The 23,390-nt window shown below is 70.6% G+C and carries 22 protein-coding genes; 7 read left to right on the forward strand and 15 right to left on the reverse strand.

Annotated features, from left to right (window positions below; all coding sequences use genetic code 11):
- Positions 1 to 183: 183 nt before the first annotated feature.
- The 4 genes from DSX2_RS15975 to DSX2_RS15990 all read right to left on the reverse strand — a co-directional run bounded on the left by DSX2_RS15975 (position 184) and on the right by DSX2_RS15990 (position 5,033).
- On the reverse strand, positions 184 to 969 hold the full coding sequence (locus DSX2_RS15975; RefSeq protein WP_020882037.1) for a PolC-type DNA polymerase III: 786 nt from the start codon (positions 967 to 969) through the stop codon (positions 184 to 186).
- A 34-nt stretch (positions 970 to 1,003) separates the two neighbouring features.
- Positions 1,004 to 2,923: a putative nucleotidyltransferase substrate binding domain-containing protein gene (locus tag DSX2_RS15980; protein ID WP_020882038.1), complete on the reverse strand. Its 1,920-nt coding sequence runs from the start codon at positions 2,921 to 2,923 to the stop codon at positions 1,004 to 1,006.
- A gap of 79 nt (positions 2,924 to 3,002) precedes the next feature.
- Positions 3,003 to 4,778, reverse strand: a complete 1,776-nt coding sequence (locus DSX2_RS15985) for a sodium:solute symporter family protein (RefSeq protein WP_020882039.1) — start codon at positions 4,776 to 4,778, stop codon at positions 3,003 to 3,005.
- Between the two features lie 3 nt (positions 4,779 to 4,781).
- Positions 4,782 to 5,033: a DUF4212 domain-containing protein gene (locus tag DSX2_RS15990; RefSeq protein ID WP_020882040.1), complete on the reverse strand. Its 252-nt coding sequence runs from the start codon at positions 5,031 to 5,033 to the stop codon at positions 4,782 to 4,784.
- 361 nt (positions 5,034 to 5,394) lie between these two features.
- On the opposite strand from DSX2_RS15990, the gene DSX2_RS15995 reads away from it, so the two are divergent.
- From DSX2_RS15995 to cmk, 6 genes are all read left to right on the forward strand, one after another.
- The gene (locus DSX2_RS15995; RefSeq protein WP_020882041.1) at positions 5,395 to 5,931 is read left to right on the forward strand and encodes a CvpA family protein; all 537 of its coding nucleotides are present in this window, start codon (positions 5,395 to 5,397) and stop codon (positions 5,929 to 5,931) included.
- Positions 5,932 to 6,025: 94 nt separating this feature from the next.
- Entirely contained in the window at positions 6,026 to 6,826 is an 801-nt protein-coding gene (gene mazG, locus DSX2_RS16000) for a nucleoside triphosphate pyrophosphohydrolase (protein ID WP_020882042.1), read from the forward strand.
- Between the two features lie 97 nt (positions 6,827 to 6,923).
- On the forward strand, positions 6,924 to 7,340 hold the full coding sequence (locus tag DSX2_RS16005) for a ferritin family protein (protein ID WP_020882043.1): 417 nt from the start codon (positions 6,924 to 6,926) through the stop codon (positions 7,338 to 7,340).
- A 19-nt stretch (positions 7,341 to 7,359) separates the two neighbouring features.
- Positions 7,360 to 7,683: a hypothetical protein gene (locus tag DSX2_RS16010; protein WP_020882044.1), complete on the forward strand. Its 324-nt coding sequence runs from the start codon at positions 7,360 to 7,362 to the stop codon at positions 7,681 to 7,683.
- 84 nt (positions 7,684 to 7,767) lie between these two features.
- The gene (hisC, locus tag DSX2_RS16015) at positions 7,768 to 8,880 is read left to right on the forward strand and encodes a histidinol-phosphate transaminase (RefSeq protein ID WP_020882045.1); all 1,113 of its coding nucleotides are present in this window, start codon (positions 7,768 to 7,770) and stop codon (positions 8,878 to 8,880) included.
- Complete coding sequence (gene cmk, locus DSX2_RS16020) at positions 8,873 to 9,559, forward strand: (d)CMP kinase (protein WP_020882046.1); 687 nt, start codon at positions 8,873 to 8,875, stop codon at positions 9,557 to 9,559. The genes hisC and cmk overlap by 8 nt, the downstream gene beginning before the upstream one ends.
- A 143-nt stretch (positions 9,560 to 9,702) precedes the next feature.
- Here the strand turns inward: cmk and DSX2_RS16025 are convergent, their stop codons facing one another.
- The 9 genes from DSX2_RS16025 to murJ all read right to left on the reverse strand — a co-directional run bounded on the left by DSX2_RS16025 (position 9,703) and on the right by murJ (position 18,598).
- On the reverse strand, positions 9,703 to 10,455 hold the full coding sequence (locus DSX2_RS16025; RefSeq protein WP_020882047.1) for a hypothetical protein: 753 nt from the start codon (positions 10,453 to 10,455) through the stop codon (positions 9,703 to 9,705).
- Positions 10,452 to 11,327 carry a CPBP family intramembrane glutamic endopeptidase gene (locus DSX2_RS16030; RefSeq protein WP_020882048.1) on the reverse strand — a complete coding sequence of 292 codons (876 nt, stop codon included), beginning with the start codon at positions 11,325 to 11,327 and terminating at the stop codon, positions 10,452 to 10,454. Before DSX2_RS16030 ends, DSX2_RS16025 begins: the two co-directional genes overlap by 4 nt.
- A complete protein-coding gene (locus DSX2_RS16035) occupies positions 11,324 to 11,665 on the reverse strand; it encodes a hypothetical protein (protein ID WP_020882049.1) in 342 nt (113 codons plus the stop codon). The genes DSX2_RS16030 and DSX2_RS16035 overlap by 4 nt, the downstream gene beginning before the upstream one ends.
- Positions 11,655 to 12,638 carry a metallophosphoesterase gene (locus DSX2_RS16040; RefSeq protein WP_035043198.1) on the reverse strand — a complete coding sequence of 328 codons (984 nt, stop codon included), beginning with the start codon at positions 12,636 to 12,638 and terminating at the stop codon, positions 11,655 to 11,657. Before DSX2_RS16040 ends, DSX2_RS16035 begins: the two co-directional genes overlap by 11 nt.
- 50 nt (positions 12,639 to 12,688) lie before the next feature.
- A complete protein-coding gene (locus tag DSX2_RS16045) occupies positions 12,689 to 14,068 on the reverse strand; it encodes an ATP-binding protein (RefSeq protein WP_020882051.1) in 1,380 nt (459 codons plus the stop codon).
- Complete coding sequence (locus tag DSX2_RS16050; protein ID WP_020882052.1) at positions 14,068 to 14,523, reverse strand: DUF3795 domain-containing protein; 456 nt, start codon at positions 14,521 to 14,523, stop codon at positions 14,068 to 14,070. Before DSX2_RS16050 ends, DSX2_RS16045 begins: the two co-directional genes overlap by 1 nt.
- On the reverse strand, positions 14,520 to 16,151 hold the full coding sequence (locus tag DSX2_RS16055) for a glycosyltransferase (RefSeq protein WP_020882053.1): 1,632 nt from the start codon (positions 16,149 to 16,151) through the stop codon (positions 14,520 to 14,522). Before DSX2_RS16055 ends, DSX2_RS16050 begins: the two co-directional genes overlap by 4 nt.
- 72 nt (positions 16,152 to 16,223) lie before the next feature.
- The gene (locus tag DSX2_RS16060) at positions 16,224 to 17,060 is read right to left on the reverse strand and encodes a methyltransferase (RefSeq protein ID WP_020882054.1); all 837 of its coding nucleotides are present in this window, start codon (positions 17,058 to 17,060) and stop codon (positions 16,224 to 16,226) included.
- Positions 17,057 to 18,598, reverse strand: a complete 1,542-nt coding sequence (gene murJ / locus DSX2_RS16065; RefSeq protein ID WP_035043076.1) for a murein biosynthesis integral membrane protein MurJ — start codon at positions 18,596 to 18,598, stop codon at positions 17,057 to 17,059. The genes DSX2_RS16060 and murJ overlap by 4 nt, the downstream gene beginning before the upstream one ends.
- Before the next feature lie 478 nt (positions 18,599 to 19,076).
- On the opposite strand from murJ, the gene DSX2_RS16070 reads away from it, so the two are divergent.
- Complete coding sequence (locus DSX2_RS16070; protein ID WP_020882056.1) at positions 19,077 to 21,071, forward strand: methyl-accepting chemotaxis protein; 1,995 nt, start codon at positions 19,077 to 19,079, stop codon at positions 21,069 to 21,071.
- Positions 21,072 to 21,312: 241 nt separating this feature from the next.
- Here DSX2_RS16070 and DSX2_RS16075 read toward each other — a convergent pair whose 3' ends face one another.
- Both DSX2_RS16075 and mutM read right to left on the reverse strand, forming a co-directional pair.
- Entirely contained in the window at positions 21,313 to 22,536 is a 1,224-nt protein-coding gene (locus DSX2_RS16075) for a tetratricopeptide repeat protein (protein WP_020882057.1), read from the reverse strand.
- A gap of 9 nt (positions 22,537 to 22,545) precedes the next feature.
- Positions 22,546 to 23,382: a bifunctional DNA-formamidopyrimidine glycosylase/DNA-(apurinic or apyrimidinic site) lyase gene (mutM, locus tag DSX2_RS16080; RefSeq protein WP_020882058.1), complete on the reverse strand. Its 837-nt coding sequence runs from the start codon at positions 23,380 to 23,382 to the stop codon at positions 22,546 to 22,548.
- Positions 23,383 to 23,390 lie beyond the last annotated feature (8 nt).

Raw genomic sequence — 23,390 nt, forward strand, 5'->3', positions numbered from 1 at the left:
CTGTTTCAGCGGCATCCGCGACGGCGGAAGGCATTCCCGCGGCAACCGAATCCTGTCCAGTGGTGTGTGATCCGGCAGCCTGTGCGGATCGCAGATCACTCTTCATCCTCCCCCCCAGGAAGACACGAACGGCACAAGAAATGAACAGATGTTCAAATCAACTACACGAGATCGGAAAGCGTGTCAAAAATACCAGCGCCAGGCGCGCCCGGCCTCGAACAGCTGGCGCAGGGTGGTGATGCCGCCGCCCGAGAGCTTGCGCACCAGGAAGACGAAGAGGTAGGCGGTCTGCAGGGCGTCGGTCAGGGCGTTGTGGGCGGGAAAGCGCGGCAGGCCGTGTTCCGCGGCCAGGTCGGCCAGGGAGTAGGAGACGCGCAGGTCGTAGCGGTCGTAGAGGTTCTCCCAGTTCTGCGCGCGCAGGATGCGGGCCATGTGCATGGTGTCCAGGCAGGGATTGCGCAGCCTGCCGCCCATGAGCGAGAGGCAGGCCCTGTTCAGGAAGCCCATGTCCAGCCCCACGTTGTGGCCGATGATGAGCGAGGTGCCCAGGAACTCCACGAACCCGGGCAGGACCTCGGGCAGGGGGGCGGCCTCGCGCACCTGGGACGGGGTCAGGCGATGGATGAGGGTCGAGGCCTTGGGCAGCTCCCTGCGCGGACGGACCACGCAATAGAAGGTCTCCTGCGTGCGGATGGAAAGGCCCGCGAGGCGCACGGCGCCCAGGGAGACGATCTCGTCGCCGCGCGGATCGAGCCCGGTCAGCTCCGTGTCCAGCACGGTGAAGGAGCACTCGGACAGGGGAATGTCGTGGTCCACCCGGGCAAAGGCGTCGCGGTTGGCGCGCAGGAGCGGGTGCTCGCGCGCGGCCCCGGGCAGGGGAATGCCCAGCGCCCCGCACAGCCCGGCCATGCGCCGCGCCCAGCCGCTCCCGGCTCCGCCGCTTCCGTGGTCAGGTGCCATCGCCGTCATGACGTCCTCCTCATCCGCCCTCTGTCCGCCCGCATCAGCCGGGCAGATGGAACTCCTCGCGCACCAGCGACTGCATGGCGCCCACGAGGCCGAAGGCCTCCTTGAGCGTGCGGCGCTCGAGCTCGCTGAGCGAGGCGGGGTCCACGTGGTTGTCCGGCTGCCTGCCCTGCTCCATGAGCCGCAGCTGGTGCACCAGCCGCACCTGGGAGAGGAACTCGAAGGCCTGGGAGAGGTCGGCGTGCAGGCCGGTGGAAACGAGCCCCGCGTCGCGCGCCAGCGCCAGGCGCGAGAGGGTGTTGCTCTCCACGGCCCCGAGCTTCAGGGCCATGAGCCGCGCGAAGTCCACGAAGGGCAGGATGCCGCGCTCCTTGATGTCCAGGGTGTTCTTGTGCTCGCCGTTCTTCTCCACCAGGAAGCCGCGGAAGAAGGAGAGCGGCGGCCGGGCGCGCAGGCAGTCGCGCGCCATGAAGCCCAGGAAGACCTCGTTGGCCGCCGCGGCGCGGCAGGCCGCCTCCTTCACGGACTCGCCCAGCTCGAGGAAGCCGAAGCCCGCGCGCATGTCGAAGAAGATGGTCGCCTCCATGACCTGCTCGGGCTCGGGCGCCGCGATGATGCGCCTGAAGAAGGCGTCCCAGTCCGTCGCGCTCCTGTTGCAGCGCGGCTCCGAGGCCATGATCCCGAAGGGGCACGGCGGGAAGCCGCAGCGCTTGAGGTGCGTTATGGCCGCGCGCCCGAAGTTCAGGAAGTAGTCGCGCGCCAGGGCCGCCGCCTCCGCCCCTCCCGCTGCCCCCTCGGGCGGCTTGTAGACCAGGGCGTTGTCCTGGTCCGTGCGGAAGGTCTGCTCGCGGCGGCCCTCGCTGCCGAGCAGGAGCCAGGAGAAAGGCGCGGGCGGCGGCCCCAGCTCCTCCTGCAGCAGGCTCAGGATGCGGTCGAGCAGGGCCTCGTTCAGGAGCGCGATCATGCGCCCCACGCTGCCCGCCCTGGCCCCCTCCTCCACGAGCGGCCGGATGACCAGGGGCACCTTGGCCGCGAGCTGGTAGAGGCCGTCGAAGCCGCGCTCGCGCTCTATCTCGCTGAACAGCCCGAAGGGCGAGCGGCCCTGCAGGACCATCAGGTCGTGCGAGGTGATGACGCCCGTCACGCGGCCGCCCTGCTCCACGGCCAGATGGTGGATCTGGTGCTTCATCATGGAGAGCAGGGCCTCGAAGCAGTCCTGCTCCGCGGGCACGGTGCGCACGGGCGCGGACATGACCTCGGACACGGGCCAGTTGTAGTTGAGCCCCTGGGCCACGACCTTGTAGCGCAGGTCCTTGTCCGTGACGATGCCCGCCACCCCGCCCTGCGCGTCCACGGCCAGGATGGAGCCCACGCCCTCCTCGGCCATGACCTCGGCCGCGCGGCGGATGTCCGCCGAGGCGGGCAGGGTGACCGGCGCGCGGCGCACGGCGTCGCCCACGCGCACGGCGAAGAGCGGCAGGCTCGACTCCGCGCGCGGCGGCAGGCGGCGGCGCCTGAGCTCCGCAAAGGCCTTGGCCACGTAGGACTCGGAGAAGTTCTTGAGGAAGTACCTGGCCATGGCGGGCTGCGTGGCCAGGAGGTCGCGGAAGACCTGGGCGGGCAGGCGGAAGACGAAGGTGTCCTCCACCGCGGCGGCCGAGAGATGGGCCGGGCCGCCGCGCACGGCCGAGAGCACGCCCACCACGCCGCCCTCCCCCCTGAAGTCCGCCAGGGTCTCCACGCCCGCGTCGTCGGCGAGGAAGATCTTCACCGCCCCGCTCTGGATGACGTAGACGTCGTCCGGCGCCTTCTGGCCCCGGCTGAGCAGCACGGAGCCGGAGGGAAAGAAGTCCACCGCGCACTGCGCGGCCGTGCGGGCGAGCACGTCCGCGGGAAGCTCGGAAAAGGGCAGGGTCCTGCCCAGGAATTCGGCCGCCACGTTGCTGTCGTCGCTCACGCTGCACGCTCCTTGCGGACCGGGTTCCCGCGCCCGCCGTCCCCCTTCCGGAAGACGGCGGAGCGGGCACCCTCCCGTGCTAGTGGTCCACCGCCGTGCCCGCGCCCCTCGGGATGCGCACGGACTCGACGAGCTCCTGGATCTCCTGCGGCGGGGGCGGCGTCACGGCCGAGACGAGGAAGGTCACGGCGAAGTTGACGACCATGCCCACGGCGCCGATGCCCTCCGGGCTTATGCCCATGAACCACGGCTTCATGCCCAGGAACTTGGTCTGGATGATGTATACCATGGTGAAGCCGATTCCGGCGACCATGCCCGCGATGGCGCCCTGCCTGTTGACCCGCTTGGAGAAGATGCCGAGCACCAGGATGGGGAAGAAGCTCGACGCCGCCAGGCCGAAGGCCAGGGCCACCACCTGGGCCACGAAGCCCGGCGGGTTGATGCCGAAGTAGCCCGCCACGAGCACAGCCAGGGCTATCATCACGCGGCCGAGCATGAGCCGCTGCCGTTCCGTGGCCTTGCGGTTGACGATGCGGTAGTAGAAGTCGTGCGAGATGGAGCTGGCGATGACCAGCAGGAGGCCCGAGGCCGTGGACAGGGCCGCGGCCAGGCCGCCCGCCGCCACCAGCGCCACCACCCAGGCGGGCAGGTTGGCGATCTGGGGGTTGGCCAGCACCATGATGTCGTTGTCCACGTAGAGCTCGTTCCCCGAATCCGTGGGCGCGTTGGCCAGGAGCTTCTGGCCGAGCGGCCCGGTCTCGCCCGTGAACTCCGGCTTGCCCGCGAAGGGCGCGCCCGCCCGGTACTCGATGAGCCCGTCGTGGTTCTTGTCCATCCAGGCCACGAGGCCGGTCTTCTCCCAGTCCTTGAACCACTGCGGCGCATCGGCGTAGGGCTTGCCGTTCAGCGTGTCGATCATGTTGTAGCGCGCGAACACGGCCACGGCCGGGGCCGTGGTGTACAGCAGCGCGATGAAGAGCAGGGCGTAGCCCGCGCTGAGACGCGCCGCGCGCACCGTGGGCACGGTGTAGAAGCGCACGATGACGTGCGGCAGTCCGGCCGTGCCCACCATCAGCGCACAGGTGATGGCCAGCACGTCGAGCATGGATTTCTGCCCCGCGCCGAAGCCGGACGTGTAGCGCGCGAAGCCGAGATCCTTGTTGATGGCGTCCAGCGTCTCCAAAAGGAAGCGCCCGGCGTGCGGGCCGGAGGCGATCTTGCCGCCGAAGCCGAGCTGCGGCAGGGGATTGCCCGTGATCTTCATGGAGATGGCCACGGCCGGGATGATGAAGGCCAGGATGAGGACCACGTACTGCGCCACCTGGGTCCAGGTGATGCCCTTCATGCCGCCCAGCCCGGCGTAGAAGAAGACGATGCACATGCCGATGATCACGCCGGTGTTCACGTCCACTTCCAGGAAGCGCGAAAAGACGATGCCCACGCCGCGCATCTGCCCGGCCACGTATGTGAGCGAGACGAAGATGGCGCACAGCAGGGCCACGATGCGCGCGGTGCGCGAGTAGTAGCGGTCGCCCACGAAGTCCGGCACCGTGAACTTGCCGAACTTGCGCAGGTAGGGCGCGAGCAGGAGGGCCAGGAGCACGTAGCCGCCGGTCCAGCCCATGAGGTACACGCTGCCCTGGTAGCCGTTGAAGGAGATGATGCCGGCCATGGAGATGAACGAGGCCGCGCTCATCCAGTCCGCGCCGGTGGCCATGCCGTTGGCCAGGGGCGGCACGCCGCCGCCCGCCACGTAGAAGCCCTTGGTGTCCTTCACCCGCGATGCCCAGGCGATGAACATGTACAGGGCGAAGGTCACGCCCACTATGATGTAGGTCCAGGTCAGGATGCTCATGCCCTACTCCTCCACGTCATGCTCTTTGTCGAGTTTCCGCATCCGGGCCACATAGATGAAGATGAGCGCCACGAAGCAGAGGATGGACCCCTGCTGGGCGAACCAGAAGCCCAGGGGGAAGCCGCCGATGTGTATGGTGTTCAGCACGTTCAGCAGCAGAATGCCGCAGACGTAGGAGACCAGCGCCCATACTGCGAGCAAGACGACCATCAGCCGGAGATTCCTCCTCCAGTATTCCTGCACGTTTCCCTTCATGACCGCCTCCTCGGGCTTTCGGGGTTTGCGTCCGCGGCCCGGCCGGGCATTCCCGCCTTCCCCGCGCCCCGGCATCCGAACGGACGGAGCCGGGCAGGACCGCACGCCCCCTGTCTAGGGGCGGCCGGAGGCAGGCGCATTTTTTTTTCGGTGAACGGCAAACGGGCCTCCCCCTGCCCCTTTTCACGCTCGCGCAGGACGGAAGATCGCCGTTGACCCCGGGCACTTCGGCCGTTCACCCCCCGCCCCGGCCGTTCACCCGGAGACGGCGGACGGCCGTGACGGCGGGAACCCCGGGCCTTCAAATTTCCGGCCCGTTCTGTTAGGCAGAGCGAAACCGTTGCGCCGGACCACTATCCACATGAATACCCTGGACATAATCTTCCTCATCATCCTCGGCCTGTTCTGCCTGCGGGGGTTCATGAACGGACTGGTGCGCGAGGCGGCCGCCCTGGTCGGGCTGGGCTTCGCCTTCTACGCGGCCAACCTGCACGGCGACGCCCTGGTCCCCCTGCTCACGCCCCACATGGGCGACGGCGCCGCGGCCCACACGGCCTCCTACCTGCTCGTCTTCGTGGGCACGCTCTTCGTGGTCTGGATAGGGCTTCGCCTCGTCTCGAGCCTCCTGAAGCTCCAGGTCCTGGCCCTAGCGGACCACGCCCTGGGCGGGCTGCTCGGCTTCCTCAAGGGCGGGCTTCTGTGCGCGGTGATCATCCTGGTCATGGCCACCTTCCTGCCGAACTCCGCCTGGCTGACCGGCTCGCGCCTCGCGCCGCAGATCGCCAAGGTGGCAGTGCACATGGTCCGCTTCCTGCCCGAGGACATGCAGCGGAGCCTGCGCGACCAGCAGAAGAAGCTCGAGGGCATGCACTTCCGCATGCCCGACCTGCCCCTGTGAGGCCCGCGAGGCAGCCGGTCCTCCCCTTTTTTCCCGAAACTTCCCGCCCGGACCGGGTACGCCCCGGCCGGAACCACCCTTTCCGGAGAACGCCATGCGCAACGAAGAGGCCCTTTCCTCACTGATCCAGGTCATCAAGAGCCTGCTCGCGCCCGAGGGCTGCCCCTGGGACCGCAAGCAGACCCCCGAGACGCTGTGCGACTACGTCATCGAGGAGTCCTTCGAGCTGGTCGAGGCCATCCGCGCGGGCAGCGCGGAGGAGACGCGCGAGGAGGTCGGCGACGTGCTCTTCCTGCTGCTCTTCATCAGCGAGCTTTCCGAGCGGGCGGGCCGCTTCAGCCTGGCCGACGCCCTGGAGGAGAGCGCGGCCAAGATGATCCGCCGCCACCCCCACGTCTTCGCGGACACGAAGATCTCCTGCCAGGAGGAGCTCCTGCGCAACTGGGAGCGCATCAAGCGCGGCGAGCACAAGGACGCCGAGGGCCGCCCGGCCGGGGTCTTCGACTCCCTGCCCAAGGGGCTGCCGCCGCTTTTGCGCGCCTACCGCATGCACTCCAAGGCGGCGCGCACGGGCTTCACCTGGGCCTCGGACGAGGACGCGCGCGGCCAGCTCGACGCCGAGTGGAAGGAGCTGGAGGAGGCGCGCGCCGGAGGCGACGCCGAGCGCATCGAGGCCGAGTTCGGCGACTACCTCTTCACCGTGGTGGAATGGGGCCGCCGCCTGGGCGTGAAGGCCAACGCGGCCCTGGACAAGGCCAACAACCGCTTCCTGGCCCGCTTCCAGGTCATGGAGGAGCTGGCCCGCGAGCGTGGCCGCGACCTCGCCGAGCTGGACCTGGACGCGCAAAACGCCCTGTGGGACGAGGCCAAGGCCCGGGAGAACCCGACCTCTTAAGGATACAATATCTCGGCAACATTGACTTTTCTCCTGCTCCCCACCATAGAGGGAACCACATCCGGCGGCCGTCGGCGGCCGCCCCAAGGAGAACGCCATGCCCGAATTCGCCTCCCCCTTCGCCGTGCTGGCCGGCGACAGGAAGCTCAGCCATTCCGAGCTCGTGCGCGCGGTGCGCTACATGATCGCCGCGGAATACGAAGCCATCCAGCTCTACACGCAGCTCGCCGAATCCACCGACCATGCCCTGGCCAGGCGCGTCCTCGTGGACATCGCGGACGAGGAGCGGGAGCACGTTGGCGAGTTCCTGCGCCTCCTGCGCGAGCTCGACCCCATGGAGGAGGCCTTCTACGAGCACGGCGCGGAAGAGGTCGAGGAGATGATCGAGGAGCTGCGTGAGGCCAATGCCAAGAAGGCCTCGGCCGCCAAGGCCAAGGCCCCCGCGGCCAATAGCGCCAAGACCGCCAAGACCGCCAAGACCGCGAAGAAAAGCCCGAACAAAGGGCGCGCCTAGGAAAATCCGGGCACCGGCCGTGCGCATCCCGACCCGTCCGTTCCCGGCCCTCGCCCTGCTTTTTCCCCTGGCTCTGGCCCTGGCACTGGCCCTTGCCCTGGCCCTTGCCCCGGGCGCGGCGCAGGCGCAGGGCCAGGGCGGCCGGTCCGACTATTTCGACAAGGACTGCTACGCCTCCTGCGCCAACCTCGATCCCGGCCCGTGCCGGGACATGACCGACGACGACCAGTACCGCCGCTGGCTCGAGCGGGAGCGCGAGCACGACAGGTGCCTGCGCGACTGCGAGCACGCCTTCTGGGAAGCCCACGACAAGGCGGGCTACCGCCAATTCAAGTACAAATAACCCTGCCCCTCCCGCGCCAAAGCGCTTGACCCGTCGGCCTTTTGCGGCTGAAATGGAGTGCTTGCGCCAAGGAGTGAGGACGACATGAACGCGCTCTACGAAGTCAGGCCCGAGGCACGCGAATTCGACGCCTACGTCCCGGGTCTCTCCATCGAGGAAATCCGCCAGAAATACGGCCTGGCGAACATCATCAAGCTGGCCAGCAACGAGAATCCGCTGGGCGTCTCGCCCATCGTGGAAAAGGCCCTGCGCGACCACGCGCCCGAGGCCTTCCGCTATCCGCGCTGCGGCAACCCCGAGCTCAACGCCCGCCTCGCCGACCATTTCGGCGTGCCCGTGGAGCGGGTCGTCACCGGCAACGGCTCGGACGAGATCATCGACCTGCTGGTGCGGGTCAAGGCGCGTCCGGGGCAGGACAACGTGGTGGCCTTCAAGCCCTGCTTCAGCATGTACGAGCTGTGCTCGCGCATGTGCGGGGTGGAGTTCCGGCAGGTGCCCTTGGCCGAGGACTTCTCCTTCCCCTTCGACGAGCTCATCGACACCTGCGACGAGAACACGGCGCTGGTCTTCATCACCAGTCCGGACAACCCCACGGGCTACACCGCGACCTCGGCCGAGATCCTGGACCTGGCCGCGCGCCTGCCCGAGCGGGCCATCCTGGTGGTGGACGAGGCTTACGTGGACTTCGCCGACGAGCCGGAGCAGCGCAGCGTGCTGCCGCACCTGGCCGAGCTCGAGAACGTGGTCATGCTGCGCACCTTCTCCAAGGCCTACGGCCTGGCCGGGCTCAGGCTCGGCGCGGGCGTGGTGCCGGGCTGGCTCGGCGAGATGATGCGCGCCTGCCAGATCCCCTTCAGCGTGAACATCCTGGCCGTGTACGCCGGGCTCGCCGCACTGTCGGACCGCGTCTTCTACCAGGAGACGCTGCGCGTGGTGCGCGAGGGCCGCGCGAACCTCGCCAAGGGCCTTGCCGCGCTCGGCTGCGAGGTCTCGCCCTCGCAGGCCAACTTCCTCATGTTCCGCCTGCCCGAGGGCTCGCCCGAGGCGAGACAGGCTTTCGAGGGGCTGCTCGCGCGCGGCGTCATCGTCCGGCCGCTGGCCAGCTACGGCATGCCGGACAGGATGCGCGTCAGCGTGGGCACGCGCCGCGAGAACGACATATTCCTGAAGACCCTCGGGGAGGTGCTGCATGGCTGAGAGCTGCTCCGATCATCTGGTCATCACCCTGGACGGCCCGGCAGGCGTGGGCAAGACCACCCTGGCCCGCCGCCTGGCGGCCGAGCTGCACCTCGCCTACCTGGACAGCGGGGCGATGTTCCGCGCCATCGCCCTGCGCCTGGGCGAGGGCTCCTGGGAGTGGCCCGCCGAGCGCATCGCCGAGCGGCTCTCCGGCATGGGCTTCAGCGTCACGGGCGAGGGCGCGGACACGGTCATGGCCGTGGACGGCAAGCCGCTCGGCGACGAGATCAGGAACGAGCGCGTGGGGCTCATGGCCTCCAACCTGGCCACCCTGCCCGTGGTGCGCGACTTCCTGAAGAAGGCGCAGCAGGACATCGGCCGCGTCTGCCGCCTGGTGGCCGAGGGCCGGGACATGGGCACCGTGGTCTTCCCGGACGCGCCGTGCAAGTTCTTCCTGGACGCCACGCCGGACGAGCGGGCGCGCCGCCGCCAGCTGCAGCTGAAGGAACAGGGCGAGGACGTGGACTTCGACACCCTGCTCGTGCAGATCAAGGTGCGCGACGCCCAGGACCGCAACCGCGCCGTGGCGCCGCTCCGCCCCGCCGAGGACGCCGTCATCGTGGACACCACCAAGCTGTCCATCGAGGGCGTGTTCCTGGAACTGGTGAAACATGCCCGCACTTCCTGCATGAAGTAGCAGGCGGCTGAAAAAGCGCCGTCTGGGGACAGGGAAGAACAGGGGCGGATAGGGACGGCGCGAATCGCAAGAGGCCTGAACGGCCCTTGGAAAAAACTGAAGAAGGCCCGCTCGCGGGCCTTTTTTCGTGGCCCGCGCCCGGCCTACTCCAGGGAGGGCACGGAGGCGGGGTCGTATTCCGGCGCGGCCTCGCCGCCCTCCCCGCCGCTCTCCTCACCCGCGCCTTTCAGCAGGCGCAGCTCCACCCCGTGCTCGCGCGAGGGCGAAAGCCCGTAGATGCGATCGGCCTTGAAGCTGAAGCGGTCCAGGCTGTGGTGGCTGATGATCAGCACCTGCAGCCCGAGCTTTGCCGCCACGGCCTGGATCACGGCCACGAGCTGCGGCACGAGCTCGGGCTTGAGCCAGCAGTCCTGCTCGTCCAGGACCAGGAAGGGCCTGTGCCGCGCGGGGTCGAGCTGGGCGAGGGTGATGAGGCGGAGCCCCACGGAGAGGATGTTGCACACCGAGCCGCCCTGGCCCGTGAGCACGTCCTCCACGCAGCCGCCCTGCTCGATCTCGAACTGCACGTGCAGCCGCCCCGCGCGCGACTCTCGCCGGGCGCGCACCACCCGCTCCTGGCCGAGGATACCCCTGATGGCCTGGGTCAGGGTCTGCTCTATCTCGGAAAGCAGCTCGCCGAAGAGCTCCTGGGCCAGCTTCTCGAGCAGTGCCTCGGTGGCCGGGGCGAGGTCGAGGAAGGCGCGCACGCGGGCAAGCGCCTCCCCGGCCGCGAGCCGCCCCGCGTGCCGGGCCGCGGCCTCGGCGTCCAGCCGGTCCAGGCGGCGCGTCAGCTCGCGCGGGCTGGGCAGTTCCCGGATATCCGGCAATTCGGGAGCGCCGTACTCGTCGCCGTTCATGCGGCCTCCGCCAGCGGCGCGAGGCGCCCGCTCATGACGATCCACAGCGCCAGTCCGCCCAGCGGCACGAGGCCGAGCCAGCCGAAATAGGCCACGGCCACGCCGCCTGCGTCCGCCCCTCCGGCCAGGGCCAGGGCGACAAGGGAACCGCCGATGGAGTTCGTGGCCGCGTGCGCCAGGCTCGCGCACCAGATGGAGCCGGAGCACTCGCGCAGCCAGCCGAAGATGATCGAGAGGCAGACGAGGCTCGCCGTGAAGGCGATCTGGCCGGAGACGGGATGGCCGGGAAAGTTGTAGCCGCGCAGGTTCAGCGGCAGGTGCCAGAGCGACCAGACGAGCCCGGTGACCACGGCGGCGCGAAGCGGCCTGCCCGGGGCGATGCGCTGCTGCAGCCAGCCGCGCCAGCCGAACTCCTCGCCGAAGAAGACGAGGCTCCCGGCCAGGGAGGCGAACAGGGCGCTGCCCACCACGCGTGCGGTGCCCGCGCCCTTGAGGTAGGCCCCCGCGTCGGGCGCGCGGGAGACCAGCTCGGCCACGCCGCGCGCGAGCGTCCAGTCCGGCTGCGCGAGCCCCAGGACCTGGCCGAGCCAGAGCACCAGGGCCGCGGCGGGCAGGGGCAGGAGCCAGGCCGCGAGGTAGTACGGCCAGGAGCGCTTGAGGCGCGGCCTGAGCCCGGCGTCGGCAAAGCCCTCGCGGGTCACGGCCGTGCGCACCACCACCGCGGCCACGGCCGGGGCGAAGGAGGCGCACAGGGTGTAGAGCGCCACGCGCGGATCGCCCGGCCCGAAGCCCCGGGAGGCCAGGACCTCCCACACGGTCCAGGCCAGGCCGAAGCTGATGCCCAAAAAGGCGAGGACGCCCCTTGGGATCACCGGCCCGTCCCGCCCGCGTTTCCGCTGCCGGACGCACCGGTGCCGGACGCGGACTCGACCGCGGCCAGGGCGGCGCGCACGGAGTCCACGTGGCTCTTGTACTCGGCCACCAGCCGCTCGTTCTCGGCGCGGCGCTCGGCGAGCAGGGCCTCGAGCTCGGCCGGGTCGGCGGTGCCGTACTCGGCGCGGGCGCGCTCCTCCAGGTCCGCGAGCTGCGCCTCGAGGTTCTTCAGGTTCTGCTCGGTGCGCACGCGGTCCTCGCGCAGCCGCTCGTACTCGCTCTTCAGCGCGGCGAGCTCACGCTCGATCTGCTGGTCGCGCGCATTCTCAGGCGTCATGGTCCACGACCTCCTTGTAGAGTTCCCAGACGAGCCGCGCCTCGGGCAGCTCCGGGTTCAGGTTCGCTTGGAGAAAATCCTTGAGGCCCGCGCCCTCGCTCGTGCGGCGCCAGGCAAGCCGCTCGATGCCCTTGAGGAATCCGGAGCCGGGCTCCTTTAGCGTCTCGCCCGGGGCGGGCTCGGGCGGCAGCTCCTGGTCCGGGAAGACCTGCCCGAAGGGCAGGTACGGCACAGGCAGAAGCTCCAGCTCCTCCGCGCCCGGGCGCCAGACGGCGGCGGCCGGGACGCGCTCCTTGCTGCGCCGGGTGAACGTCAGGCGCGTCACGTTGCCCGGATTGCACCAGCGCGTCTCGCCCACGCGGATCATGGGCTGGGGCCGGTGGATGTGGCCGTTCAGCACCCAGTCCACGCCCGGGATCTCGCGCAGGGCGATCTGCCGGTCCTTGAAGTCCGGGAAGCTGATGCCGTGGTGCGAGAGCCAGACGACCTCCTCGCCGTCCTTGCCCGCGGGCTTCGAGCGCTCGTGCAGGCGCGGCAGCGGGGTGCCGTCGGGCGAGCCGCAGACGAGCGCCGCGCCCGATGAGCCGCGGATGCGGAAGGCGGGTCCGGCACGATCGATGAGGCGAACCGCCCCGGCCGCGGCGAGCACGGCCACGGAGCAGTCGTCGGTCAGCCGCGCCTGGTACTTGTCGTGGTTGCCGATGAGGCAGAACGGCCTGTGCGGCGTGAACAGCCCGATCAGGGCCACGAGCAGGGCGTTGGAGTTATCGCGCGGCCAGTGGAAGAGGTCGCCCAGGACCGTGGGCACGAGGCGGCGCCCGGCCGCCTCCTGCATGCAGAAGGCGAGCTTGTCGAGGATCTGCTCCGTGTAGCCGGGCAGCCTTTGCCCGGGCGGGGTGGAGGCCACGTGCGGGTCCGGGATGAGCAGCAGCCCCTCGGCCTCGATCTCCTCGATCCTTCTGGTCTCGCCCATCGAGGCATTGGAAGACGCGGCCTCGTCGAACAGCGGAAGGGTCGTCTCGTTCATCGCTCCCCTCCTCCGTTCTTCCCGGCAGGCCCGGACACCTCGCCGAAGCGGCCGAGGAAGGTGGCGGCGTCCAGGCGGTGGCCGCAGAGCGGGCAGTCGCCCGCGGTTGCGAGCGCCTCGCGCACGCGCGCCTCGCAGGCCTTCTCGGCGGCGGCGGCGCGCTGGCAGGCGGCCGCGGCCCGGGCCACTGCCGCGCGCGCCCGCGAAAGACCCGCCGCCCGCTCGGCCAGGGGCGCGAGCACGGCGGGCGCGGGCGGCTCGCCGAGCCCGGCAAGGGCTTCCATGCGTGCGGCGAGTCGTGCGCGCCGGGCCGCCAGGCGGCGAAGCTCGGCCCCGCTCCTGGCCGCTCCCGCGGCGTCCGCGAGCACGGGCGGCGCGGCGAGTTCCGCCAGCTCCCGGCTACGTACAGCGGCCTTGCCGCGCGCGCCGCGAAGCCGCGCGAGCTCGGCCAGGGCGCGACGCACCCCGGCGGTATCCGAAAGCTCGGGCGGACGGAGCAGCCCCGCCAGGGCGCCGCTTCGCTCCCTGGCCTCGCCGCGCGCCGCGTCCAGGCGCAGGCGCGCGGCCACGAGCGCGGCCAGGGGCCGCACCTGCGCGGGCGCGGGCGGCGCCTCGAGCCCGGCCAGGGCCTTCTGTCTCCCCTGCCCCTCCCCGCGCCTGGCCGCGAGGCCGCGAAGGGAGGCGCACAGGCGCGCCAGCCCCGGCACGGCGGAAAGGCGCACGGAAAGCGCGCGGTGCATGGCCTCGGCCTCCTCCACCCGAAGCGCGAGCTCCGGCAGGGGCGTGAAGGCCGCGAGCCCGGCGTCGAGCCCGGCCATGCGGGAAAGCACGGACTTCTCGCGGGTCTTCGACTCGCGCACGCGGGCCGCAAGCGCCTGCTGCATGGCCAGCAGATGCGCGGCCTCGGACGAGGAGGCGAGCAGCGAGGCCAGGACCGAAGGCGACTTGTTGAGCAGGAAGATGGGCTCGCGCTGGTTGCCGATGTGCACGTCGATGAAGCGCTCCGGCCCCTCCACCTCCACTGGCTCGAGGCGCAGCAGCGCGGCCACCTCCTCGGGCACACCGGACTTGCCGAGCTTGGCGAAGGTCTCGGGCTCCTCCTGCCCCGGGCGCACTATCTCGTAGAGCGCGTACTTCTCGCGGCGCACCCAGGTGAGGCGCACGTCGTCCTCGAGCACGGCCGTGACCCGCGCCTCCTTGGCGCCGTGGCGGATGTAGTGGCGCGGCGTGGGGTTGGTCGCAAGGCAGCGCAGGGCCTCCACCACCGCGGACTTGCCCGCGTTGTTGGGGCCGGAGAGCACGGTCAGGCCTTCGCCGAGCTCGATCTCGGTGCGGCCGTGGGCCATGAAATTCTCGAGGATGAGCTTTTTCAGCATCAGTAGCGTGGCTTGGTCAGAGACTCACGGTGAAAGTTTTCGGGCCCCTTCTCGGCCATGGCCCGGTTCATGGCGATCCAGCGCGCGCGAAGCGGCTCCTCGAGCCCGGAATCCGCGCAGGGAAAGTCCGCGCACCGGAAGCAGAAGTCCACGCCCCTCTCCCGCGCGCACGCGCCCACGCGGCAGCCGCCGTGCAGGCACTCGCCCGAGCGGCAGCCGCGGCAGCGCCCCTTGGCGAACCACCCGGCCAGGGCCTGGAACTCGCCGTAGTGGGCAAAGACCGGATCGAAGGCCGCGAAGCGCCCGGCGTGGCGCTCGAAATTGGTCAGGGCGTCCAGCAGCGCGGCGGCGTGCTCCTGCACGGGCCCGCCCACGAAGGCCAGGCAGCGGGCGCAGGACAGCCCGCAGGGCGCGAGGTCGCGCACGGCGTCTTCGCAGGTGTTCTCACAGGTCATGCAATGGCTCCGTTCTCCGCCAGGATCGCGTCCAGCCGCGCGGCCTTGGCGGCAAGGTCGTCCTCGAGGCGCTGTAGGTCCGCATCGCGGATGCGCGCGATCTCTTCCGCGGGGTGCAGGGCCTCGAGCTTCACCCGGTTGCCCCTGGCGTTGGCCTCGGCCGCGCCGCCCAGCCGTGCCGCGGTGCCCGCGGACTTCATGTGGCGCACGCTAAGGTGCCCCTGGTAGCAGCTGAAGCCTCCGGCAGCGGCCTGCCGGAGGTCGCGCTCGAGGTCGTCGAACTGCGAGGGCGAGAGGCGGATGTCGAAGCCGGACGCGGCCAGGGAGGAGGAGCGCAGCAGGTGGCAGCAGCCCGTGACCGAGACGCAGGGGCGCAGGTAGGCCAGGCCGCCCCAGTCCGGCTCCTGGCCGTGGGCCGTGGAGAAGCGGAGCCCCTCGCCGTCCGGCGCCACGTGCAGGTCGGCGTGCTGCACCACGTGGGGCGCCGCGGCGTCCACCACCCTGCAGCCCCAGGTCGATGCCTCGGGGCAGGCGGCCACGGCCGCGCCCAGGCGGCCGAAGGCGTCGGGCGGCAGCAGCGCGTCGTCATCCAGATAACAGACGAAATCGCGTGCCCTGACCTCGGGAAGGCTCGCCAGCCAGTTGCGCGCCGCGGCCGCGCCCACGTTCACGGGCAGGCGCACCGAGACGAGCCTGTCGCCGAGCGCGGCGGCGGCCCGGGCCAGGACGTTCGGCGTCTCGTCCGCGCTGCCGTTGTCCAGGACGGCGAGCAGCGCGTCCGCAGGCAAAGCGGGCAGGAGCGCGTCGAGCGTGGCGGAAAGATCGTCGGCCTTGTTCCAGGTGTAGCAGCACACGGCGAGCGGACCGGGCAGCGCGGCCACGGCCTGGTCGAAGCCCGTTGCCGCGTCGTGGGTCTTGGCCCAGAGCCTCGCCTCCCAGGGCCGGGCACGCAGCGCGGCCAGGAGATGGCCGAGCCCTTCCTCGCGGCGGGCAAGGCGCAGGCAGGCCTCGGCCAGGAGCAGACGCGGCCGCTGCCAGGGCAGGGAGCGGCCGCCGGAGGTCATGGCCTCCGCGGCGAGTCCGGCCAGGGCCGCGAAGTCCCCGGCGGCCAGGGCCCGTTCCGCGGCCAGCAGCGCGGAGACCGGCCCGGCCCCGCCTTCCGCGGCCGCCACGAGCGGCGCCAGGACCTCGCCGAGCCAGTCCGCCCGGGCCGCGAAACGGCCGAAATGCCAGGCCTGGGCCATCCAGAAGGGGGCGCCGGGGTCGTCCTTGCGCGTCTCTTCCAGGCGCGCGGCCAGGAAATCCAGGAGCTTGCCGCCCTCGCGGCGCTCGAGCAGGCGCTGGAAATAGGCCAGCCCCTTGACCGGGGGCCTGGCCGCGGCGCAGCGCCCAGCCCAGGCGGCAAGGGGCGTGCCCGAAAGGAGCGGCAGGGCCGCGGCGGCTGCCTGCGCGTCGCAGGGCGCGGCCTCGAAGGCGGCCAGCCGCAGGTCGGCGGCCAGCTCCGGCATGCTCCCGGCGCCCGCGGCCAGGGTCAGCAGGCGCGGCGCGCCCGCGGCGCCCACGAGCAGCGGCTCGCGCAGGCTTTCCGGAAGGCGGGAAAAGGGAGGTTCGGGCAGGGGGGCACGCATGGTGTGGCGAGTTTGGCCGAGGCCGGGGGAAAAAGCAATGCGCCCCCGCTCGGAACGAAACTCCCTCTCGGCTCAGGTCGTGGCCGCGAGCCAGGGGCAGAAGGTCCGGGCGGCCTCGGAGTACTCCCTGCCGTCTTGGCCGTGCAGCACGAGCGGGGCATCCACCGCGAGGCCCGGGCGGCCGTTCTTCAGCGCCAGCACCAGGGCCAGCCAGGCGGGCTCGGCGGGCCTGGGGTGGACCAGCAGGAGCCGCTTTGCGCCAAGCCGCGCGTCGGGCAGGACGGCGTAGAGGTCGGCCAGCCTGTTTGCGGCCACGGCCAGGCAGGCCGCGCCGCGCTCCCTGAGCGCGAAGGACAGGGCCGCGACGAAGTCCGCGAGCCCGGCCCCGCCTTCGGCCCGGGCCGCCTCGCGCGCCGCCTCGGGCGAGACGCGCCCCCTGCCCCTGCGCAGCCAGGGCGGGTTGCAGACCGCGAGGTCGAAGGACTCCGGCGCAAGGCGGCCACGCATCTCGCGCATCTCGCGCATCTCCCGCATCTCCCGCATCTCCCGCATCTGGCGGATTTCCCGCACATCGCCCTCGACCGTCGCGACCTGGTCGGAGAGGCCCAGGCGACGGGCATTCTCCGCCAGGCAGGCGGCGGCCCGGGGGTCCAGCTCCAGGGCAGTCAGGGAGAGCCGGGGCCGCAGCAGCAGAAGGCCGAGCCCCACGGGTCCCGTGCCCGCGCCGAGGTCCAGGAGGCGTTTCACGCGCGAGGGGGAGGCGGGCGCGGCACGGTGCGCGAAGGCGGCCAGGAGCAGCGCGTCCAGGGCGAAGCGATGGCCGGACCGGGGCTGGGCCAGGCCGCGCGGAAACCGCGCCCGGGCGTGGGACTCGGGAGGCTCCAGGCAGAGTTTCGGGTCGTCGCTCACTGCCGTCTCCGGCGCAGGCGCGAGCCGAGCAGCGAGACGAAGAGGTGCGCCTCGGGGAGCTTCAGCGCCCAGGCCGAGACAATGTAGAGCACCGCCCAGACCGGGATGAGGGCGAGCGCCCACTTGCCCAGGCCGAGGTGGATGCTGCCCAGGCAGGCCCCGGCCACGCCGAGCGAGAGCAGCAGCGAGCAGACCACGGTGCGGCCGATGCGCGGGCCGCGGCCTGTCTTGCGGCGCATGAGCAGGGCCAGGATGATCACGTTCAGGTAGCCCGCCGCGCTCACGGCCACGGCCAGCCCCACGTGGGCGTAGTGCTGCATGAGGCCGTAGCCCAGGGTGACGTTGCACAGCATGCTCACGAAGGCCGTGATCATGGGGATGCGCGTGTTCTCACGGGCGTAGAAGGCCGAGACGTAGGGCCTGACCAGGGCCACGGCGGGCAGGCCCGCGCCGTAGGCCACGAGCGCGGCCACGGTGGCGGTCACATCGTGGCCGGTGAAGGCCCCGCGCCTGAAGAGAAGCTCGATGATCGGGTGGCCCAGGGCGATGAGTCCGGCGGCCGAGGGCAGACTGATGAAGGTGGTGAGGCCCAAAGAGGTGTCCAGCGCCTCGGTGAAATCCTCGTTCATCCCGGCCGCGGCCAGGCGCGCCAGGCTCGGCAGCGCGGCGGTGGACACGGCCACGCCGAAGACCCCGAGCGGGAACTGCACCAGCCGGTCGGCGTAATAGAGGTAGGAGACGCTGCCCGTGGGCAGGAAGGAGGCGAGCAGCGTGGAGAGCAGGATGTTGATCTGGTAGACGGCCGCGCCGATGACCGTGGGCAGCATGAGCCGCGCCACGCGGCCCACGCCCGGATGGCGCCAGGACCACTCCCCGCGCCAGCGAAAGCCCCGAGAGTACATGGCGGGCTGCTGCATGGTCCACTGCAGCACGCCCGCGGCGAGGACGCCCCAGGCCAGGGCCACGGCCACGTTGCCGCCGCAGTAGTAGCCGATGAGCGCGGCCGAGATGAGGGCCACGTTCAGCGCGCAGGGGCCGAGCGCCGGGGTCAGGAAATGGCCCATGGAGTTCAGGATGCCCATGCACAGCGCCATGGCCGAGACGAGCAGGATGTAGGGGAAGCAGATGCGCACGAGGCGCACGGTCAGGTCGAACTGTTCGGGCGAGTCGAGGAAGCCCGGGGCGATGAGGCCGGAGAGCGGCCGGGCCAGGAGCACGGCCAGCAGGCAGATGCCGCCCACGACCACGAAGAGCCACATCTGCACCGAGCGCGCCAGGGCGAAGGCCGCCTCCTCGCCGTGCTCCTCGCGCAGCCGCGTGAAGACCGGGATGAAGGCCATGGTCAGGGAGCCCTCGGCGAAGAGCGAGCGCAGCAGGTTCGGCAGCCGGAAGGCCACGAAGAAGGCGTCGGCCATCCAGCCTGCGCCAAGGGCGAAGGCGGTGACGAGGTCGCGCACGAAGCCGAGCCCGCGCGAGAGCAGCGTGGCCAGGCCGACGACGGCGGCGTTTTTCGCGATGGTGCGGGAATGGGTGGACATCGGGGGGGCGGAATGCTCCTTCGGGGCGGCATACTGCCACAGCCCCATCGCCCCCGCAAGATGCCCCTCCCGGCCGGAGCGGCCTTTGCAGGATCGAAGCCCCGAACGGCTATTCATAAAACGGCCCAGTCCGCGAGGGACATATCGGTCATTGCAGGCCATTGTTCTGAAAAAAATATACGGCGCCTGAAAAATCATCAGACATCAAATTGCAGAGATCGAAACATCAGAAAATATTTTTTCTTTTTGTAACAGCCTATTAACGTTTATAGCTGAGCTTGGTGGTCTGAATTTTCCGTCGGTTGCCAGAAAAAAAACGATGCCATACTGAACAGAAAATCGGTCAACGCAACCGGACGCACTTCGCCTCCCCGGCGGCCGAGCCAAACGGCCGTCCCGGGGGCAACCGGCCTGCCACGTCCGGCGATCCGAATCCGCAGGCTCAACCGCGCCAAGGCGCGCACGAGGAAGGACGGTCATGCTCAAGAACATGAAGCTGCGCACCAAGCTGCTGCTGGGCTTCTCCCTGGTCCTGCTGCTCACGGCGGCGGTTTCCGCCGTGGGGCTCAGCAGCCTCTCCGGCGTGGCGGACAGGGTCGGCAAGGCGGAGAACGTCAACCGCCTGGTCAAGGACATGCTCGAGGCCAGGCGCCAGGAAAAGGACTTCATCATCCGCCGGGACGCCGCCTACGCCAAACGGGTGGACGACATCGTCGCCGGGATGCTCACGCAGGTCGCCACGGCCAGGGACAAGTTCGCCGATCCGGTGAACAAGGCCCAGATGGATCGGGTCGAAAAGAGCGTGACGGCCTACCACGAGGCCTTCACCCGCATGGTGCGGCTCGAGGCCGGGAAGGAGGAGGCCCTTGCGGGCATGGTCGCCGAGGCCGCCGAGGCCCAGCGCCAGGCCGAGGAGATTCGAGCCGACCAGAGAAAGGAGCTGAGCGCGATCATGGGCCAGGGCAAGGCGGACACCGCGGCGGTGAACGACAAGCTCGCCAAGGCCGATGCGGCCAACCGGATCGTCAAGGGCTTTCTGGCCACGCGCCTCGCATCCCGCGAGTTCATCGCCTCGGGCACGGCGGAGCTGAGGCAGAGCACGGAGCGTCAGTCCGGCGACGTCCTCGCCAAGGCCCAGGATCTGACCGAGCACTTCCGCACCCCCGAGAACATCGCCCGCGGCAAGGCCCTGCTGGCCTCGCTGGAGAAGTACAGGAGCCTGTTCGCGGGCTTTGCCGACAGTTCGGCGCTGCAGGCCGAGGCGGAAAAGGCCATGGTCGAGGCGGCACGCGACGCAGTGAAGGTCTGCCAGACGGCGCGCGACGACCAGAGGGCCAAGATGGAGGGCGAGATGTCCACGGCCCGCGTGCAGATCTGCGCCGTGCTCGCCGCCGCCCTTCTTCTCGGGCTCGGCATCGCCCTGGTCCTCACCCGGGCCGTGACCGGCCCCGTGCTCATGGGCGTTCAGTTCGCCGAGGCCATGGCCGGGGGCGACTTCACCCGCACCCTGCAGATCGACCAGAAGGACGAGATCGGCACCCTGGCCAAGAGCCTCAACGAGATGGTCGTCCGGCTGCGCGGCGTGGTCGCAAACGTGCAGTCGGCCACGGAGAACGTGGCCGCGGGCTCGGAAGAGCTCTCCGGCTCCGCGGAGAACCTCTCGCAGGGCGCCACGGAGCAGGCCTCGGCCGTTGAGGAGGTCTCGAGCTCCATGGAGCAGATGGCGGCCAACATCCGCCAGAACGCGGAGAACGCCCAGCAGACCGAGCGCATCGCCCTGCAGTCCGCCGGTGACGCCGAGTCCGGCGGCAAGGCCGTGGCCGAGACGGCCGGGGCCATGAAGCAGATCGCGGAGAAGATCCTGATCATCGAGGAGATCGCGCGCCAGACCAACCTGCTGGCCCTGAACGCGGCCATCGAGGCGGCGCGGGCGGGCGAGCACGGCAAGGGCTTCGCCGTGGTCGCGGCCGAGGTGCGCAAGCTGGCCGAACGCAGCGGCCAGGCCGCGGGCGAGATCAGCGACCTCTCGGGCCACAGCGTTGCCGTTGCCCAGCGCGCGGGCGAGATGATCACCAAGATGGTCCCGGACATCAAGCGCACCGCGGAGCTCGTGCAGGAGATCGCCGCGGCCTGCAGCGAGCAGGACGCCGGAGCCGCCCAGATCAACAAGGCCATCCAGCAGCTCGACCAGGTCATACAGCAGAACGCCTCCTCTTCCGAGGAGATGGCCTCCACCTCCGAGGAGCTCTCGAGCCAGGCCATGCAGCTGCAGCAGACCATGGGCTTCTTCCGCCTGGACAACGACGGCGCGCATGCCCGCAAGGCGCTTCGCGCCAAGCCCGCGGCCCAGGCCAGGCCGACGGCTGCTCCCGGGTCCCGAAAGGCCCTGGCAGCGGCCGCCTCGCCCGCCTCCTCGGGGATACGCCTGGACCTCGGCGCCGAAAGCGGGGACGAGGAGTTCGAGAGCTTCTAACCCGGCCGCGCGCCGGGGGGCATACGGTGGCGCGCCCAGAAGCGCTGCCGCGGCGCAGCACCCGACCTTCGGCCAGGCGGACGAAGGCCATGCCCTGCCCATCTCCCGGGTGCGCGAGGTGGCGGACATTCCCGAGACCGCCTGCCTCCCGGCGGCAACACTAAAAGACGGAAAGCGGCCGCCGCGCAGGAATGCGCGGCGGCCGCTCGCGTTTCAAAAGACGATGCCGAAGAGCGGCGGACTACTGTTTGGCCGCGTCGCCCTTGGCGTCCTTGGCGTCCTTGGCCGCGTTGGCCTTGGCGTCCTTGGCCTGCTTGATCAGCTCGTCGATCTCTCCGATCCGGGGGCTTTTCTCGCCGTAGAGCTTCACGGCCGAGGCGCGGGCGTCGCGCAGGATCTCCAGGGCCGAGTCGTAGTTGCCCAGCCGGGTGCGCACAGCGCCGATCGAGGCCATGTAGGGCGCGAGATCCGGGGAGTCCAGGCCGTACCAGTTGGCCGCCGAGACCAGGGCCGAGGCGTAGAGCTCCTCGGCCTGTTTGTACTCCTTGCGCATGTCGCGCACGAGCCCCAGGGAGCGCAGTGTCTCGGCCACCAGGGGGTTGTCCGGGCCGTAGCCCTTGACGAACACGGACAGGGCGGCGCGCAGGGCGGACTCCGCGTCGTCGAGCTTGCCCGCGCCGATGAGCGCGGTGCCGATCTTGGCCCGGGCCGTGCCGCTCTCGGGCGAGGACGTGCCCAGGACCTGGTCGTACATGGCCGCGGCCTCGGTGTAGACCTGCGCGGCGAAGGCGTCGTCGCCCGCGGCCAGATGGGTGTCGCCCACCCACTCGGCCAGCTCGGCGGCGAAGGCGGTCGCCCCGTGCAGCTTCTCCTCGCTCCGCCAGGCCTTGGAGAAGAGCGAGGCGGCCAGGCCGTAGTCGTCGACAAGATAGTGCATCTCGGCCACGGCCTCGAGGAAGCGCGGCGACTCCTGGTCGAGGGCCAGGGCCTGCGCGTAGGCATGGGCGGCGGCGGAATAGTCGCGCGCGAGATAAGCCACGCCTCCCAGGGCGAAGAGGACGTCGCCGCTCTTGTCGCCCGCCGCGGCGCCCGCCAGGGCCGTGCGCACCGCATCCAGCCTGCCGTCGCAGAAATCCTGCTGCACGGCCTTCCACGAGGCGCCGGTGGCGGCGAGATCCTTCAGGACCGCGGCCACGTCGCGCACCTTGCGCGCGCGCTCCCGGTAGGTGCGCTCGAAGATGTGCTTGGCCACCTGCCCCGTGGGCTCGAGCCGGGCAAGATACGCGTCCACGCCGCCGCAGGGCTCGCTCGTGAGAACCGGACGGGCCGGGTTCGCGGCCTTGGCCTTGGGCGCGGCCGCCGGGGCCGCGTCCCCTGCCAGGGCCGGGGTGCCGGGTATGAGCAGGACGAGGAAGAGGAACAGCGGAGAAAGAAGGCGGAAACGGATGCCGTGTATGGTATGCATGCCCCTCCTCTACCCTTTTTGGCAGCGGGGGCAATAGGTGCTCGTGCGGCCCGCGACGGTCACGGCGCGAAGCCGCCCCCCGCAGGCCACGCAGGGCTCTCCGCCGCGGCCGTAGACGCGGAAGCTGTTCTGGAACGCCCCGGCATCGCCGCGCGCGTCGCGGTAGTCGCTGATGCTCGCGCCGTTCTCCCGGATTCCCTGGCGCAGGACCTCCTGCACCTCGGCGAAGAGGCGGCGCAGGCGCGCGGCCGAGAGCGCGTCCGCGCGCGCCTCGGGCCTGATCCCGGCCCGGAACAGGGCCTCGTCCGCATAGATGTTGCCGATGCCCGCGACCACCTTCTGGTCCAGCAAAAGCGCCTTGATCCTGCCGCGCCGCCCCTCGAGCCGGGCAAGGAACTCCTCCGGCCCGATCTCCAGCGGCTCCGGCCCCAGGGTGCGGAAAAAGGGCATGGCAGCGAGCTCGTCGCCGGTCAGGCAGCGGCACCAGCCGAACTTGCGCACGTCGCGGAAATGGAGCTCGCGGCCGTTTAAAAGCCGCATCACCACATGGGTATGGACGTCGGGCCCGGTCCCCTCGGGCGGCACCCAGAGGCGGCCGGTCATCTTCAGGTGCACGGCCAGGAAGAGGCCGCCCTCCTTTTCCCTCGGCACGTCCAGGTCGAGCAGGAGCATCTTGCCGCGCCGGTGCACGCCCTCGACGGCGCGGCCCACGACACGGGCCGTGAAGAGCGCCGCGTCGCCGCCCACGGCCTTGGCGCCGCGCACCTCGGCCGCGACGATGCGCTGCCCGATGAGCTCGGGCGCGAGGCCGCGGGCTATGGTCTCCACTTCGGGAAGTTCAGGCATTGCTCGGG

The organism is Desulfovibrio sp. X2 (assembly GCF_000422205.1).
Classification (GTDB): Bacteria; Desulfobacterota; Desulfovibrionia; order Desulfovibrionales; family Desulfovibrionaceae; genus Alkalidesulfovibrio.